The following is a 13,225-nucleotide window of genomic DNA, read 5'->3' on the forward strand; positions in this document are numbered from 1 at the left end:
GGCGGTGGGGGCGGTGTCCCGGATCGTCACGCTGCCCGTCGGTTCCCTCCTGGGGACGTCGCCCGCTGCCGGGGAAACTCCTGAGGCAGGAGATGGGCGAGCAGGGAGCGGGCCTCTCGCAGCTCGTCGATCTGGTCGTCCATGCTCCGCAGCCGTTCCCGCAGCACCTCCGACACGCACTCGTTGAGCTGCGGGCCGGGGCCCTCGACACAGGGAAGGATCTCGCGGATCACCCGGGTGGGCAGGTTCGCCGACAGCAGGGCCCGGATGTGCCGGACCACGACGGGCGCGTCCTCGTCGTAGGACCGGTGGCCGCTGTCGGCCCGGATCGAGGTGAGCAGCCCCTGCTCCTCGTAGTAGCGCAGGAGGCGGGGGCTGACACCGGTCCTGCGTGACAGCTCACCGATCTTCATGTGATGCACCTCACAGCTACTTGAATCTCACATCTATGACAGGTCATAGCGTCGCAGACATGACGACATATTTCCTTCTCGGCGGCGACCTGCGGGTGAACCGGCTCGGCTACGGCGCGATGAGGCTGAGCGACGACCCCGCGTCGCGCCCGGCCGACCAGGCGCACATCTGGCGGGCACCGGTCGAGCGTGCGGCCGCGGTGGCACTGCTGCGGCGGGCCGTGGAGCTGGGCGTGAACCTCATCGACACCGCCGACTCCTACACCCTCGGCGGCAATGAGGAACTGGTGGCCGAGGCGCTGCACCCCTACCGAGAGGGTGTCGCGGTAGCGACGAAGGTGGGCGTCGCACGGCCCGGTCCCACCGAGTGGGTGCCGCTCGGGCGTCCCGAGTACCTGCGTCAGCAGGCGGAGCTGAGCCTGCGACGGCTGCGGGTGGAGCGGATCGACCTGCTGCAGCTGCACGCGGTGGACCCCACGGTGCCGTTGGCCGACCAGGTCGGCGCGCTGAAGCAGCTGCGGGACGAGGGCAAGGTACGCCACATCGGGCTGTCGAAGGTGAGCGTCGAGCAGCTCGCCGAGGCCGCCCAGGTCACGCCCATCGCGGCCGTGCAGAACATGTACAACCTGGTGGCCCGGGAAGACGAGGACGTCGTCGGCTACGCGGCCGCGAACGACATCGCGTACCTGCCCTTCTTCCCGATCGCGATGGGCGGGCACACCGGCTCCGGAAGCCCGCTGGCCGGCGTCGCGAGTGAGGTGGGCGCGACCCCGGCGCAGACCATGCTCGCCTGGTTGCTGCGGCGCTCGCCGACGATCATCCCGATCCCGGGCACCACCTCGCTCGCCCATCTGGAGGAGAACCTGGGCGCGCTGTCCGTGAAGTTGTCCGACGAGCAGTACGAGCGTCTGTCGGCGCTGTCCTGAGGGCGGGGCACCCCGGCGGGTACGGCCGTTGCCTCTCCTATCGCGGCCGAAGGCGTACATCTGGGCAGGTCCGCCTCGGGCGGACCGCCACGCCCATCCGGCCGTGGTCCTGTCACGCCGCCGGCCGGTGATCTCGGGTCAACGAGGGGTGCGGTCCATTTCGGGCTTGAGCCGGTTCGGAGTCTCCGCCGACTCCGGCCACGTACGACGTGACCTTGAGAAAGCCGGCCATCCGTGCGGCGCCGACCGGGTCCCCCAGAGTGCGACGGCGATGTACAGGGCCTGCTCGGGGATCCTGAACCAGAGCGGGGACGCCTCGCCGCCGTTGAACGGCACATCGGCGAGGGCGGCATAGACGTTGGCCGGCAGCAGCAGCACGAAGAGCGCCGCGAGGCTGATCCCGGCGGCCCGGCGGGACCTGGCGATGATCAGTCCCGCCGCACCGAGGAGTTCCAGCACGCCGGTCGCGTAGATCACGGCGTCGGCGAAGGGCACGACGGGTGGCACCATGCGCACCAGGTCGGCGTGGTTGGGCATGACCGTGACGCTTGCCGGAACAAAGTGCGCACTGGCCGCCATGACCACCATGACGGCCAGCGCGTGCGCCGCGCTGACCGGCCATGCGGCGAATCGACTGACGCCGAGCGCTCCCAGCGCGCGGAAGCCCAGCAGGGCAATCACCAGAACGATGATCGTTTCCACCGCTCCTCCTTATTGGGTAGTAGCGCTATCTATATTTGGATAGTGCCACTATCTTCCAATGGGGGGCAAGTGTCAAGAACGACGATCTGCCGGTGGTCGTCCACGGTCGTCCTCCCGGACGGAGCGGGGACCGCTTTCCCGTTCGCCGATCCGTCCGGGCACCGCACCCGCCGGGCTCGGCTCCGAGGACTCCGGAAGCCGGGGCGAGGCCTCACGCCTGGCTCGTGTCGGCGAACGCGTCGATGGCGCGGCCCGCTCGTTCGGCGATCGCGCGGAGGTGCCCGGCCAGCTCCGGAGGGTCGAGGAGGGTGTAGTCGACGGGCAGGAGGGTGATGCGGTAGGCCAGGTAGCGCGGGGAGTCGGGGTGGGTGTGCAGCCGGCACGAGCGGTGGTCGACCGGTTCCAGGGTCCCCTGCCAGGCGGGGACCTTGTCGACGGCCTCTTCGATGGGCACGTGCAGCAGCAACCGGGCCCGGACGTCGCGGGGCGGCATCGCCTGGGCCACCCAGGTCCTGGTGTCGACACCGCCGGGCAGTTCGCGACCGGGAACGCGGACGCCGGTGCGGTGCACCTCGCTGATCCGGTCCACCCGGAAGGAGCGCCATCCGGCCCGGTCCTCGTCGTAGGCCACCAGATACCAGAGGTGCCCCGAGGCCACCAGCTGATGCGGCTCCACCAACCGCCGGGTCATCTCGCCGTGTGCCCTGGTATAGCCGAAGCGGACCTTTTCGTGGGCCACACAGGCGGCGGCGAACGCGGCCAGGGTGTCGGCGTCGGCGGCCGGGCCGTCCTGGAGTGGCAGGACGACGGCGGCGTCCGACAGCGCCGCCACCCGGTGGCGCAGCCGTACGGGGAGGACCTGTTCCAGCTTGGCCAGGGCGCGTGGCGAGGCGTCCTCGATACCGGTGACGGCCGCGGTGGCCGCGATGCGCAGGCCGATGGCGATGGCGACCGCCTCATCGTCGTCGAGCAGCAGCGGTGGCATGGCCGCTCCGGCGGTGAGCCGGTAGCCGCCGGTGTTGCCCTGGGTGGCGTGGACCGGATAGCCGAGCTCACGCAGCCGGTCGACGTCGCGGCGGATGGTGCGAGGGGTGACGCCGAGACGGCCGGCGAGCTCGACGCCCGGCCACTCACGCGGGGTCTGGAGCAAGGACAGCAGTTGCAGCAGCCGACCAGATGGATCACGCATGAGTTCATCATGTCATCACTAATAGGACATTCACTGACCTATTGCCCTTCTATCGTCGGAGACATCGACCGGAACGGAAGCGGCCGGATCTCCGGCGGCGAAGGGAGCACCACATGTTGCGAGGACTTGCCACCGTCAGCTTCTGGGCCGACGACCTGGAGGCGGCCAAGAAGTGGTACGTCGAACTGCTGGGCGTCGAGCCGTACTTCGAGCGGCCGGGCAACGGGCAGCCGGCCGCCTACTACGAGTTCAGGATCGGCGACTACCAGGCCGAGCTCGGCCTCATCGACCGGCGTTACGCCCCGCCGGGCGCGCCCGCCGCCCCCGCGGGCGCGGTCATCCACTGGCACGTCGACGACGTGCAGGCCACCTTGGACCGGCTGCTGTCAATGGGGGCCGCGCCGTACATGCCGCTCACCGAGCGCGGCCCCGGTTTCGTCACCGCCGCGGTCACCGACCCGTTCGGCAACGTGCTGGGCATCATGTACAACCGGCACTACCTGGAGATCCTGGACCGGTGACGCACTTCGCAGACCCCGGCCGCCACGCGGCCCGCCCGCAGAAGATGAGGTCGCGGACCTCGTCACCAGACGGTCATCGGGAGGTCTCCCGGACGGGGAGGTCCGGCACCGTGGCGGCGGGCTCCCCGCCGGGGACCTCCTGCGCGGCGATGCGGGCGGCGAGCACGTGCTTGCAGGGGCCGCGCGAGCCCTGGTGGTCGTACCACCAGGGGCAGGTGCACGATCCGGACTCCAGCCGGACGGCCCGGACGCCGCCGCCGGTGGTCACCTCGGCGGAGTCGGGGCCGGTCAGCCGGACCGCTCCCTTCTCGACCAGGCCGCGGGCGGAGGTGAGCCGGGGGTTCAGCGCGGCGACGTGGTCGCGGTCGTAGGGCAGCTCGCGGTGGAAGTGGGCGGCCTCGGCGAGGTCGTAGCCGACCCGGCCGGCCGTACCGAGCTGGGTGAGCGCGGCCCGCACCCGCTGGGGGGTGAGGCCGGAGCGCTCGGCGAGCACGCCGAGCTCCAGGGTGGGCTCGAAATTGAGCAGGACGCCGACGAGGTCGGCGTCTCCGGCCACCTGGTCGCCGGAGAGGTCGTCGAGGACCGCGCCCTCCCCGGAGAAACCCCGCCAGGTCTGCGGGGACAGGGCGAGGGTGTAGCGCATGCCGGGCAGCTCCAGCTCCACCGCGCCGGCTCCGGAACCGTCCGCCGGGCCGTACACGCGCAGGGCCTTGACGAATCTGAGCAGCGGCATCATCGTGGCCAGCCGTCCGACCCCGGCCAGGTGGACCCCGCCGGGCACCTGCCGGTCCGACACCCGCAGGTCCCTTCCGGCCAGCACCGCCCACACCTCGGCGGACGCCCTCTTGGGCAGGCCGCGCAGGAACCGTACGGCCTGCGGACCGGGCAGCTCGGCGCGCAGGTCGAACCCGGCGGCGATCACCTGGACCTCGGCGAAGCCGCGCAGCCACCGGGCGGGCAGCGGCACCTTCTTCTCCACCACCGCGCCGTCGAGCGTGGTCACGGTGACCTCGTCGGGCCCGACGCCCACGTGCAGCGGGTCACGGCCGCCGACCCTGGCCAGCGCCTCGCGCAGCGGGTTGTTCACGTCCACGTTGGTGGTGCCCCGGTCGAACACCTCCCCGTCGAGGGCGGGGCCCAGCACGTCCAGCCGGGAGTAGACGCCGCCGCAGGCGGAGAACGACTCGAACCGGAGCCGGTCGCCACCGCAGGTCACCACCGGGTCGCGGGTGAATCCCGGCTGCGGCCGGTGGTAGCGCGCCAGCGCCACGTCCGCGACCGCGAGCAGGCCCGCCGCGGCGGGCGCGGCCTGGGTGAGGAGGCCGCTGAAGAACCGGGGGTGGTCGGTGAAGCCCGTGGCCGTCCGGCCTCCGGACGTCGACAGCCCCAGGTGGCCCTCCGAGAGCGTGGAGGGTCCGGCGTAGGAGTACGCCTGTGTCGCGTTCGTCATGCGCCGGACAGTAGAGATCACCACCGACAAAACTCGATCTCCTCCCAGGGCGAGAATCCGGGTCTCCGTGCTCAAGGAGATTCGATGGCCCCGCCCGTTCCCCGCTCGGGAACCGCCGGATCCGGAACGTTCCTCCGGACGGCGGACGGAAACGACAACCCGGAGCGGATGGCCGATCGGGAGCCGGCCGTGATCGGTCGGCCGCTCCCCGGCGTGCCCCTCCAAGCAGTCGAGGGAGCTTGAGACGCTCCGACGGGACAAGACCTGATCCGACCGGGGTGGATCCGGCCTTGTCGGTTCCGCCGGGAACGACGGGTTTTCCCGGCCGGATGTCGTGGGTGGGCATTATCATCCGCGGCCATGGAACTCGGTGGAGACGTCGACCCTCAGGGCATGCTCGTGCTGCTTCAGGACGCGGACTGGAACGCGTTCGTTCCGGAGCGGGATCTGCCACCCTTGCGCGAACGGCTCGTCGCGCTGGAGCAGGAGCATGGCACCACGGAGGCGCATCGGTTCGCGACCGCGCGCCTTCAGGAGCGCGGTGCGCGGCTGATGCAGCCCTACATCGGATGGGACAGCCCGTTCAACGATTACGCGCTCAGCCCGTGCGGCCGTCACCTCGCGACCGGGCCGGACAACGGCCCGTTGCAGATCTGGGAGATGACCACCGGACGCGCGGTCAACAAGCTGGACACCGGCGAGGCGGGGGTGGGCTGGGCGGGCCACCGCGACACCGTTCAGTGGTCCGCGGACGGGACACGCCTGGCCCTGGCGTTCAACACCAACATGGTCGGGCTCTGGGACCCGTTCGGTGAACAGGTCGATCCGGTCGGTGACGCGGACGTGACCGATGGCCGGGACCGCCCGCCCGCCTTCGCTCTGTCACCCGACGGCCGTCGCGCCTACATCTCGATGCGGTCGTCCCATCAGGTCATGGGCTGTATCGCAGCACTCGACCGAGGGCACGTCTTCTCCACCGACAGCCGCGAGGACGGCTCGGGCCCGGCGCCGGAGATGCTTCCCGAGGCGCTGCCGGAGGAGTTCAGCCGGCGGATCGAACGTGACGAGTGGTCCTTCCGCCGGGTGCGCTGGTCCCGGGACGGCACGCGGTTGCTGGGCTTCAACGGCGAATGGGCCTGCGCCGTCGACGTGCCGGGTGGCCGGATGCGCTGGCTGGCGCACACCGAGGACGTTGTCGAGTGGAGTCCGGACGGCCGGCGGTTCGCGTCGATCGCGGTTGGTTCCGGCACCGACGGGACCGGCCGGCTCACCGTGTTCGAAAGCGAGACGGGCAGTGCGGTGGGCGCGCCGGTCGAACAGCTTCAGGGCACCCTGCACTGGGGCATGCGCGGGGAGGCCGCGCGGCTGGCGGTCGTGGCGGGGGACGGTCGGGGCGTCGACGTGTACGACGAAGACGGCCGTCATGAGTCTCACCTGGACATCGACACCACCGAACAGATCGGTGTCTCCTACTGGGGCGGCGGGGAACGACCCTGGGCGTGGTCGCCATCGGGTGAGCACGGAGCCTGCCTGACGTCCGACGACCAGATCGAGGTGTGGTCTCTCGGGGACGACCCGGCGTGCGTGCGGTCGATCGAGGTTCCGGAGGAAACGGCGGCGGTGCTGTGGGGAGCCGACGGCGTACTGGCCGCGATCGGTGGCTTCACCCTGCGGTTCGTCCGTGCGCTGACCGGCGACGTCCTGGGTGACTTCGCGAACGGCAGGGAGGACGAGGAGGGACTGGCGCCGGTCGAGGATGGGGATGGGCTCCACGGTATCTACACCGCCGACGTCTTTCCGCTCGACGACACCACCTGGTGCGCCCTGGCGAGCCCGCCCGAGGGACTGGGCGCGAACCTGGTGATCGCCCCTGCGGAGCGCCGAGCCGACCTCGACGGCCTGCTCGCGTGGGTCGTGGACCGTCGTTTCGCCTGGCCCGTTCGCTGGGGCGACCTGAACCTGGTCGAGGACACCGAGGCGGCGGCCGCCGAGTTCGCGTAGCCCGGCGACGCAGGCGATCGCGGCGAAGCAGTCGACGGCGGGCTGCCACATTCCGCAAGGTGCCGGACATTAACCAGGTGTCCGGCACCTGCGGCAAGGAGATTCTGTGACACACCGAGATCGCTTCGAGGCGGTCTATGACGCGTACTACCCGGCGATACATCAGTACGCCGCCCGCCGTACCGGCTCCCCCGACGACACCGCCGACGTCATCTCCGAGACGTTCCTCACCGCCTGGCGGCGCATCGGCGATGTGCCCGAGGGCGAGGAGGCGTTGCTGTGGCTGTACGGGGTGGCCCGCCGCGTGCTGGCCAACCAGCAGCGCGGCGCTTCCCGCAGAGCTGTGCTCGCCGAACGGCTGCGCGCGGAACTGGCCACCGACCGGCCGCTCAGACCGGTCGATCTGGAGCATGTACGCGCCGCTTTCGACCAGTTGCCCGAGCGGGACCGCGAGGTGTTGGCGCTGGCCTGCTGGGAGGGCCTGACCAGCGAGCGGATCGCCAAAGTTGTGGGATGTACGGCTATCGCCGCCCGGACCCGGCTGCACCGGGCGCGCAAGCGGCTGGCGTCGGCGCTGGAGCGGCAGGCGTCCTTGACGATCGCGATGGGGGAAGCATGAGTGACATCGACAACCTGGTGAAGGCCATCGACCTCGCACCGCACGCGCCGGAGCAGGGGCCCGGCGCGCGCGAACTGCGTGAGGCGATCATGGCAACCCAAGCGCGCCCGCCCCGGACGGCCCGGCGTCTGCCGTGGCGGGCCGGTGCCATCGGGCTCGCAGCGGCCGCGGCCGGGGCGGCGGTCTTCCTCGGCCAGGTGGCCCCGACTGCGGCGCCCTCTCCCACGGCCACCCCCGGCGTCACCTCCCTGTCGGGCGCCTCGATCCTGCTGGCCGCCGCCACCAAGGCCGAAACCGCCCCCGAAGGGGCTTACTGGCACATCAAGGAGCTGTACACATGGCAGTTGCTCTGGCCGTTCAGCGAGAACAACATCACCTACCGTCTGGAAACCTCCAGCCTCTCGGAGAGGTGGGTGGCCAAGGACGGTCGGACCTGGCTCGGCTTCAGGCAGCTGGCCGCGCGCCCCCTGGACCTGGAGGCATGGCGCCGGGACGGCTCGCCGACCGAATGGGCGGCCGGGAAGGACCCCGGCCCCCCGTTCTCCACCTCGCCCGACAAGGGCTTCTTCTTCCAGAACAAGGGAAAGAAGAAACTCTATTGGAGTGCGATGCCCATGACCTTGAAGGAGATCGAGGCGCTGCCCGCCGACCCTGAAGCGCTGAAGAAGCGGGCCCTTGAGGCGATCCGCAGAGACAACGGCGTCGATCCGGCAGAGGAGAGTCTGCCGCGCACCCTGGCCTCGCTCCTGTACGAGCTGCCCGCCTCCCCACAGGTGCGCAGCGCCGCCTACCGGGCGCTGGCGACGCTGCCCGCGGTGCAGGTCGAAGGCCCGACCACCGACCCGCGGGGGCGGCCGGGCATCGCCGTGACCTTCCTGCTCCAGGGAGACCGAACCCCCCGGACCAGACTGATCATCGACCTCGAGACCTCCAAGGTGCTGGCCGTTGAGGTTGACAACCTCGACCTGCCGGATGCGAACGACAGGATCAATGTGGTGCTGGAGTCCGGCTGGACCGACACCAAGCCATTCCCGCTCTCGGCCGACTGAAGCCCACCAGGCCGGCCGGGGCGCGGGCACGTGTTCCTGGGAACCGTGGCCTTCGCAGCCGCCGCCATGTCTCTCTGCTCATGATCGAAGAGACCCGGCCTACCCCGCCTGATCGGCGTGGTGTGCCGCCAGGGCGGGCAGTTGCCCGAGGGCCGCGGCGATGGCCGGCACGTTCTGATACTCGCGCCAGCGCACGATCTTCCCGTCTCGTACGGTGAGCACCCCGATGAAGGAGGCGTCGGCGCGGTGGCCGGTGGTGGTCACCGTGCCGGCCAGCTCGTACTCCACGACGATCGTCTCCGGGTCGGTGGTCTGGTGGACGGCGACGTCGCGGATCTCCTCGAACCGCACCGGCAGGGCGGCCCGGCCCGCCTCGGCGAAGGCGCGGAACTTCTCACGCCCCTCGATCCTCCGGGGACCGCCTGGCGCGGCGAAGGGCATTTCGACGACGACGTCCTCGGCGACCAGGTCGCCGGGGAAGCCCGCGGCGCCTTCCAGCCAGTGCCGCCCCATGAGCTCGAAGACCTCACGGGGTCCGGGACCGTCAGCGGATTCGACCATGATGAACATCCTTCCCTGACAGGCAGATAAGATGAGCTAGCACTCACTTTGAATATGATGAGTACGGACTCACTTTGTCAACGCCCGAATTTGTCAACGCCCGAAGGAGAACCAGCCGGATGACCTCCCCGAAGCCCTCCCTCGGCGAGCCGGACGTCCCCGGCGCCAAGGGATTGCGCGCCGACGCCCGGCGCAACCGAGCACGCATCCTCGCCGCGGCCGCAGCGGTCTTCGCCGAGAAGGGGCCGTCGGCGTCGACCGACGAGGTCGCGGTCAGGGCGGGATTGGCGATCGGCACGGTCTTCAAGCACTTCCCGACCAAACAGGCCCTGCTGCAGGCCATCATGAAAGACCTTCTGGCCGATCTCACCCGGGAGGTGGAGGCGCTCGCCGCCGACGGCGACCCCGCCACGTCGACCTTCGGCTTCATGACCCGCATGGTGGAGCAGGCAGCGGAGAAGAAGACCGTCGTCGGCCTACTGGCCGAGGCGGGCATCGACCTTCAGGTCGCCGACTCGCTGCACCCTCTGCGCGATGGGATCGCCGAACTCCTCGCCCGATCCCAGCAAGCCGGCGCCGTACGCGAGGACGTCGGCGTCGACGAGGTGGTCGCGCTGCTTACCGGTGTCTGCCAGGGCGCGCTGCACGCCGGATGGGATCGCGACCTCCAGCGCCGCACCCTCGCCGTCGTCTTCGACGGCCTCCGCCCGCCCGGCGCGCGCCGGCCTTCCTGACCCGCGACAGTGCCCGCGCGATCCGGGCGAGCCCTCCGCGCCTTGGGGGCGGGCGCCGTTCAGGATGCGGGTTTCGTCCAGGCGAGGGAGTAGCGCCAGAGCAGGTGACGACGGTAGCGCACCCCGGGAAGCGTCTCCTCGGCGATGCGGCGCATCCCGGCGTAGGTCTCCGGCGGCGGCCAGACCATCGGGGCCGAGTGCTCCCAGTAGGTCCGCTTCAGCTTGTGCAGCCGGGTGCCGACGGCCGCGGCGAGCTCCCAGGGGAGATCGGCGGGGATCCGGCTGCGGGCGAGCCCGACGACGACGAGCGTCCCGCCGGGCCGGAGAAGCTCACGCATCCGGCCGAGCGCCGTGGCCGCGTCCATGTGGTGGAGCGTCGCGACCGAGACGACGGCGTCGAACGAGGCGGGCTCGAACGGGTGGGTGAGGAAGTCACCGAGGAGGTAGTCGATGCCGGAGGCGTCGGCGTGCCGGCGGGCGAGGTCGATGCTCGGCCCGTCGAGGTCGATGGCGGAGACGTGCCCGGCGACCCGGCGCAGCTCGCGGGAGAGGATTCCCTCACCACAGCCGACGTCGAGCGCCCGTCCGCATCCGTCCGGCACGGCCCGCATGATCACCGGGTGGTAGTGGATGTTGTGGTTCCACCGCTCGTTCTCCGCCGTCATGGCACCTGATCCTCGCACGGGTCCAGGAGCCTGGACGCGTCGATGTCCGGTGGGCGCTCGCGCTGTCAGCGCCGGGGTCCCGCCCGGGACGGGCGTGCTCGGAATACGCGGCGAGACGGGGCCGGAGCCGCTCGTCGCCGACGGGCCCACGGGTGTCGGAAGCGCGGCGGCGGCGGAAGCGTGAAGGCGGCGGACGGTTCCGGCCCAGGTGAGGGCGGGTCCGCGCTGACCTGACATGCGGCGGACCCGCCGGGGTATGGGTGAACCAGGGCATGCGAACGAGGTGTCGACGGCGTCGGCCCACCCATGCGGAGGGAGGAGGGCGGGATGTCAGAGCCTGAGGAGATCAAGGATGCGCTGATAGACGCGATCAACGACCACGACCTGGAGGCGTTGCTGCGGTGCTACAGTCCGCAGGCCGTCCTGGTCTCTCCGTCGGGCATGGCGGAGGGTCATGATCAGATCTCTTCGTTCTACGGGTATTTCTTCGAGGCGCTTCCGGACCTGCGCGTGACGCCCTGGTCCGTGATCGAACGCGGTGACGGCCGGGTCCACGAATGGTGTCTCTCCGCCACCCACATGGGGCCCTTCCTGGTGCCCGGCGGTGGCGCCCTGGAGCCGACCGGCCGGAAGGTGAACATCCGCGTCTGCAGCGTCCGCACGGTGGAGAACGGTCTCACCCTCAGCCATCGCTACTACTTCGACCAGCTGGAACTGTTCGTCCAGCTCGGCGCCGCACTCTCCTTCGAAGAGGGCTGAAACCCGGAGGGGGCTGAAGGAGTCCTACGGCCAGGCGAGCACTTCGAAGAAGACGGCCTTGCCAAGACGGGTGTCGCGGTAGCCCCAGCTTCTGGCCAGCCTGTCGACCAGGGCCATCCCGCGCCCGGACTCCTCGCCGTCGTCCGAGGCCAGCACGACCGGGACGTCCCTGTTGTTGTCGTAGACCTCGACGACCATGAGCCGGTCTTCGCGGTGCACCACGATGTGCACGGTGAGCTCGTCGCGGTAACCGCGCCCGTGGACGAGCGCGTTCGTCACCGTTTCCGAGGTGAGCAATTCCACCACCTCGCAGATCTCCTCGGACGCCGCCCAGTCCCGGGCGATGTCCCGCACGAATCCCCGAGCGGTCGCGACGCATTCCGGCCGGCAGGGAATCACTTTCTCCCCGAGCATCACCAGGGGGCTCTGCGTGGCGAGCAGTTGCCGCATGATGAGTGCCGTCTTCACATCCATGTCGATGAGCATGGGCCACTCCCGCTTGTTTTCGCGCTGTCGCTGTCCAGCGTGCCAATGAATCGCTACGCTCAGTAGGCGAATCATTACCAAGAGGAATTCTGAAGGGCTTCCCCTCGAATTGAATTCCGGCAGGAGAGGACAAGATGGGAGATCCCCATGCGCCCCAAGCAATATGGGGCAGGGAATTGCGCCAGCAGCGGCAGGAGGCCGGGCTCACCCAGGCTCAGCTCGCCGGGCGGATCCATTTCAGCGAGGGCCTGGTGAGCGGGGTGGAGACGGGTCAGCTGCCCGCGAGCCCCGACTTCGCCCGCGCCGTCGACACCGCCCTCGGCACCGGCGGCCTGCTGCTGCGGCTGCTCGACTGGCGCAAGGGCCAGGTGTTCCCCGAGTGGTTCGGCACCTGGCACGAGAAGGAGCAGGCCGCCGTGGCCTTGCGCACCTACCAACCGCTGGTCATCCCTGGTCTGCTCCAGACCGAGGACTACGCCCGCGCCCTGCTGGGCGACGACGAGCAGGCCGTGGCCGCGCGGATGGAACGGCAGGCCGTCCTCACCCGCGAGGACCCGCCGCCCCCGACCCTGCGCTGCCTGATCGACGAGGCGGTCCTGCATCGGCCGGTCGGCGGAAGAAAGGCCATGCATGCCCAGCTGGAAAAGCTAGTGTCCCTGGCCGATTCCACAATTAGCATCCAGGTGGTGCCGATGTCCGTCGTCCGATTCGGGCTGCTGGCGGGATTCGCCATCGCCACTTCGGAGGGCGGCACGGACGTGGCATATTTCGAAACAGCGATTCGCGGCCTGACGAGCGGCGACCGGTCGGAGGTGACGGATGCCGTGTTCCTGTTCGAGGCCATCCGCACCGAGGCGCTGCCGCAGAGCATGTCGATGGACCTCATCAGAAGGACGGCGGAAGAGCGATGGACCTGAGCGCACTCAAATGGCGGAAGTCGAGCCTCAGCGGAAACAACGGCGGCGACTGCGTCGAGGTCGCCGCGCTCGACAACCTCTCCCAACGCCCCAACCACAAACAGGACGCCACCCTCGCCCTGCGTGACAGCAAAGACCCCTCCGGCCCCGTCCTCTTCTTCAACGACAGCGAGTGGACCGCCTTCCTCAACGGCGTCAAAGCCTCCGAATTCGACCAGAGATAACCCGTCCGG

At 70.1% G+C, this 13,225-nt stretch carries 16 protein-coding genes; 9 read left to right on the forward strand and 7 right to left on the reverse strand.

The genetic code is table 11. The features are described 5' to 3' along the window. Positions 1-26: 26 nt before the first annotated feature. Positions 27-413: a MerR family transcriptional regulator gene (locus OHA77_RS04805; protein WP_406316398.1), complete on the reverse strand. Its 387-nt coding sequence runs from the start codon at positions 411-413 to the stop codon at positions 27-29. A gap of 59 nt (positions 414-472) precedes the next feature. Here OHA77_RS04805 and OHA77_RS04810 point away from each other — a divergent pair, with 59 nt between their 5' ends. After that, complete coding sequence (locus OHA77_RS04810) at positions 473-1,339, forward strand: aldo/keto reductase (protein ID WP_406316399.1); 867 nt, start codon at positions 473-475, stop codon at positions 1,337-1,339. 138 nt (positions 1,340-1,477) lie between these two features. On the opposite strand, the gene OHA77_RS04815 is transcribed toward OHA77_RS04810, so the two are convergent. Further along, a complete protein-coding gene (locus tag OHA77_RS04815; protein WP_406316400.1) occupies positions 1,478-2,041 on the reverse strand; it encodes a hypothetical protein in 564 nt (187 codons plus the stop codon). Positions 2,042-2,252: 211 nt separating this feature from the next. After that, a complete protein-coding gene (locus tag OHA77_RS04820) occupies positions 2,253-3,230 on the reverse strand; it encodes a helix-turn-helix transcriptional regulator (protein WP_406316401.1) in 978 nt (325 codons plus the stop codon). A 113-nt stretch (positions 3,231-3,343) separates the two neighbouring features. Here OHA77_RS04820 and OHA77_RS04825 point away from each other — a divergent pair, with 113 nt between their 5' ends. Beyond that, positions 3,344-3,751 carry a VOC family protein gene (locus tag OHA77_RS04825; protein ID WP_406316402.1) on the forward strand — a complete coding sequence of 136 codons (408 nt, stop codon included), beginning with the start codon at positions 3,344-3,346 and terminating at the stop codon, positions 3,749-3,751. Between the two features lie 73 nt (positions 3,752-3,824). Here OHA77_RS04825 and OHA77_RS04830 read toward each other — a convergent pair whose 3' ends face one another. Then, positions 3,825-5,201, reverse strand: a complete 1,377-nt coding sequence (locus OHA77_RS04830) for an SWIM zinc finger family protein (protein ID WP_406316404.1) — start codon at positions 5,199-5,201, stop codon at positions 3,825-3,827. A 360-nt stretch (positions 5,202-5,561) separates the two neighbouring features. Between OHA77_RS04830 and OHA77_RS04835 the strand changes: the two genes are divergently transcribed. The 3 genes from OHA77_RS04835 to OHA77_RS04845 all read left to right on the forward strand — a co-directional run bounded on the left by OHA77_RS04835 (position 5,562) and on the right by OHA77_RS04845 (position 8,870). After that, entirely contained in the window at positions 5,562-7,202 is a 1,641-nt protein-coding gene (locus OHA77_RS04835) for a WD40 repeat domain-containing protein (protein WP_406316405.1), read from the forward strand. Positions 7,203-7,308: 106 nt separating this feature from the next. Beyond that, the gene (locus OHA77_RS04840; RefSeq protein ID WP_406316406.1) at positions 7,309-7,821 is read left to right on the forward strand and encodes an RNA polymerase sigma factor; all 513 of its coding nucleotides are present in this window, start codon (positions 7,309-7,311) and stop codon (positions 7,819-7,821) included. Next, positions 7,818-8,870: a CU044_5270 family protein gene (locus tag OHA77_RS04845; RefSeq protein ID WP_406316407.1), complete on the forward strand. Its 1,053-nt coding sequence runs from the start codon at positions 7,818-7,820 to the stop codon at positions 8,868-8,870. The genes OHA77_RS04840 and OHA77_RS04845 overlap by 4 nt, the downstream gene beginning before the upstream one ends. 99 nt (positions 8,871-8,969) lie before the next feature. On the opposite strand, the gene OHA77_RS04850 is transcribed toward OHA77_RS04845, so the two are convergent. Beyond that, positions 8,970-9,431 (reverse strand): nuclear transport factor 2 family protein, encoded by a 462-nt coding sequence (locus OHA77_RS04850; RefSeq protein ID WP_406316408.1) that lies wholly within the window; start codon positions 9,429-9,431, stop codon positions 8,970-8,972. 119 nt (positions 9,432-9,550) lie between these two features. Here OHA77_RS04850 and OHA77_RS04855 point away from each other — a divergent pair, with 119 nt between their 5' ends. After that, positions 9,551-10,165, forward strand: coding sequence for a TetR/AcrR family transcriptional regulator (locus OHA77_RS04855; protein WP_406316410.1), 615 nt, complete (start codon positions 9,551-9,553; stop codon positions 10,163-10,165). 59 nt (positions 10,166-10,224) lie between these two features. Here OHA77_RS04855 and OHA77_RS04860 read toward each other — a convergent pair whose 3' ends face one another. Further along, the gene (locus OHA77_RS04860; RefSeq protein ID WP_406316412.1) at positions 10,225-10,830 is read right to left on the reverse strand and encodes a class I SAM-dependent methyltransferase; all 606 of its coding nucleotides are present in this window, start codon (positions 10,828-10,830) and stop codon (positions 10,225-10,227) included. A gap of 327 nt (positions 10,831-11,157) precedes the next feature. Between OHA77_RS04860 and OHA77_RS04865 the strand changes: the two genes are divergently transcribed. Beyond that, positions 11,158-11,589: an ester cyclase gene (locus tag OHA77_RS04865; RefSeq protein WP_406316414.1), complete on the forward strand. Its 432-nt coding sequence runs from the start codon at positions 11,158-11,160 to the stop codon at positions 11,587-11,589. Positions 11,590-11,613: 24 nt separating this feature from the next. Here the strand turns inward: OHA77_RS04865 and OHA77_RS04870 are convergent, their stop codons facing one another. Beyond that, the gene (locus OHA77_RS04870; protein ID WP_406316416.1) at positions 11,614-12,075 is read right to left on the reverse strand and encodes an ATP-binding protein; all 462 of its coding nucleotides are present in this window, start codon (positions 12,073-12,075) and stop codon (positions 11,614-11,616) included. Positions 12,076-12,209: 134 nt separating this feature from the next. Here OHA77_RS04870 and OHA77_RS04875 point away from each other — a divergent pair, with 134 nt between their 5' ends. Together OHA77_RS04875 and OHA77_RS04880 are read left to right on the forward strand one after the other, a co-directional pair. Beyond that, complete coding sequence (locus tag OHA77_RS04875) at positions 12,210-12,992, forward strand: Scr1 family TA system antitoxin-like transcriptional regulator (protein ID WP_406316417.1); 783 nt, start codon at positions 12,210-12,212, stop codon at positions 12,990-12,992. After that, a complete protein-coding gene (locus tag OHA77_RS04880) occupies positions 12,983-13,216 on the forward strand; it encodes a DUF397 domain-containing protein (RefSeq protein ID WP_406316419.1) in 234 nt (77 codons plus the stop codon). Before OHA77_RS04875 ends, OHA77_RS04880 begins: the two co-directional genes overlap by 10 nt. Positions 13,217-13,225: the final 9 nt, after the last annotated feature.

The sequence above is a fragment of the Streptosporangium sp. NBC_01639 genome (assembly GCF_045209755.1).
Lineage (GTDB): Bacteria > Actinomycetota > Actinomycetes > Streptosporangiales > Streptosporangiaceae > Streptosporangium.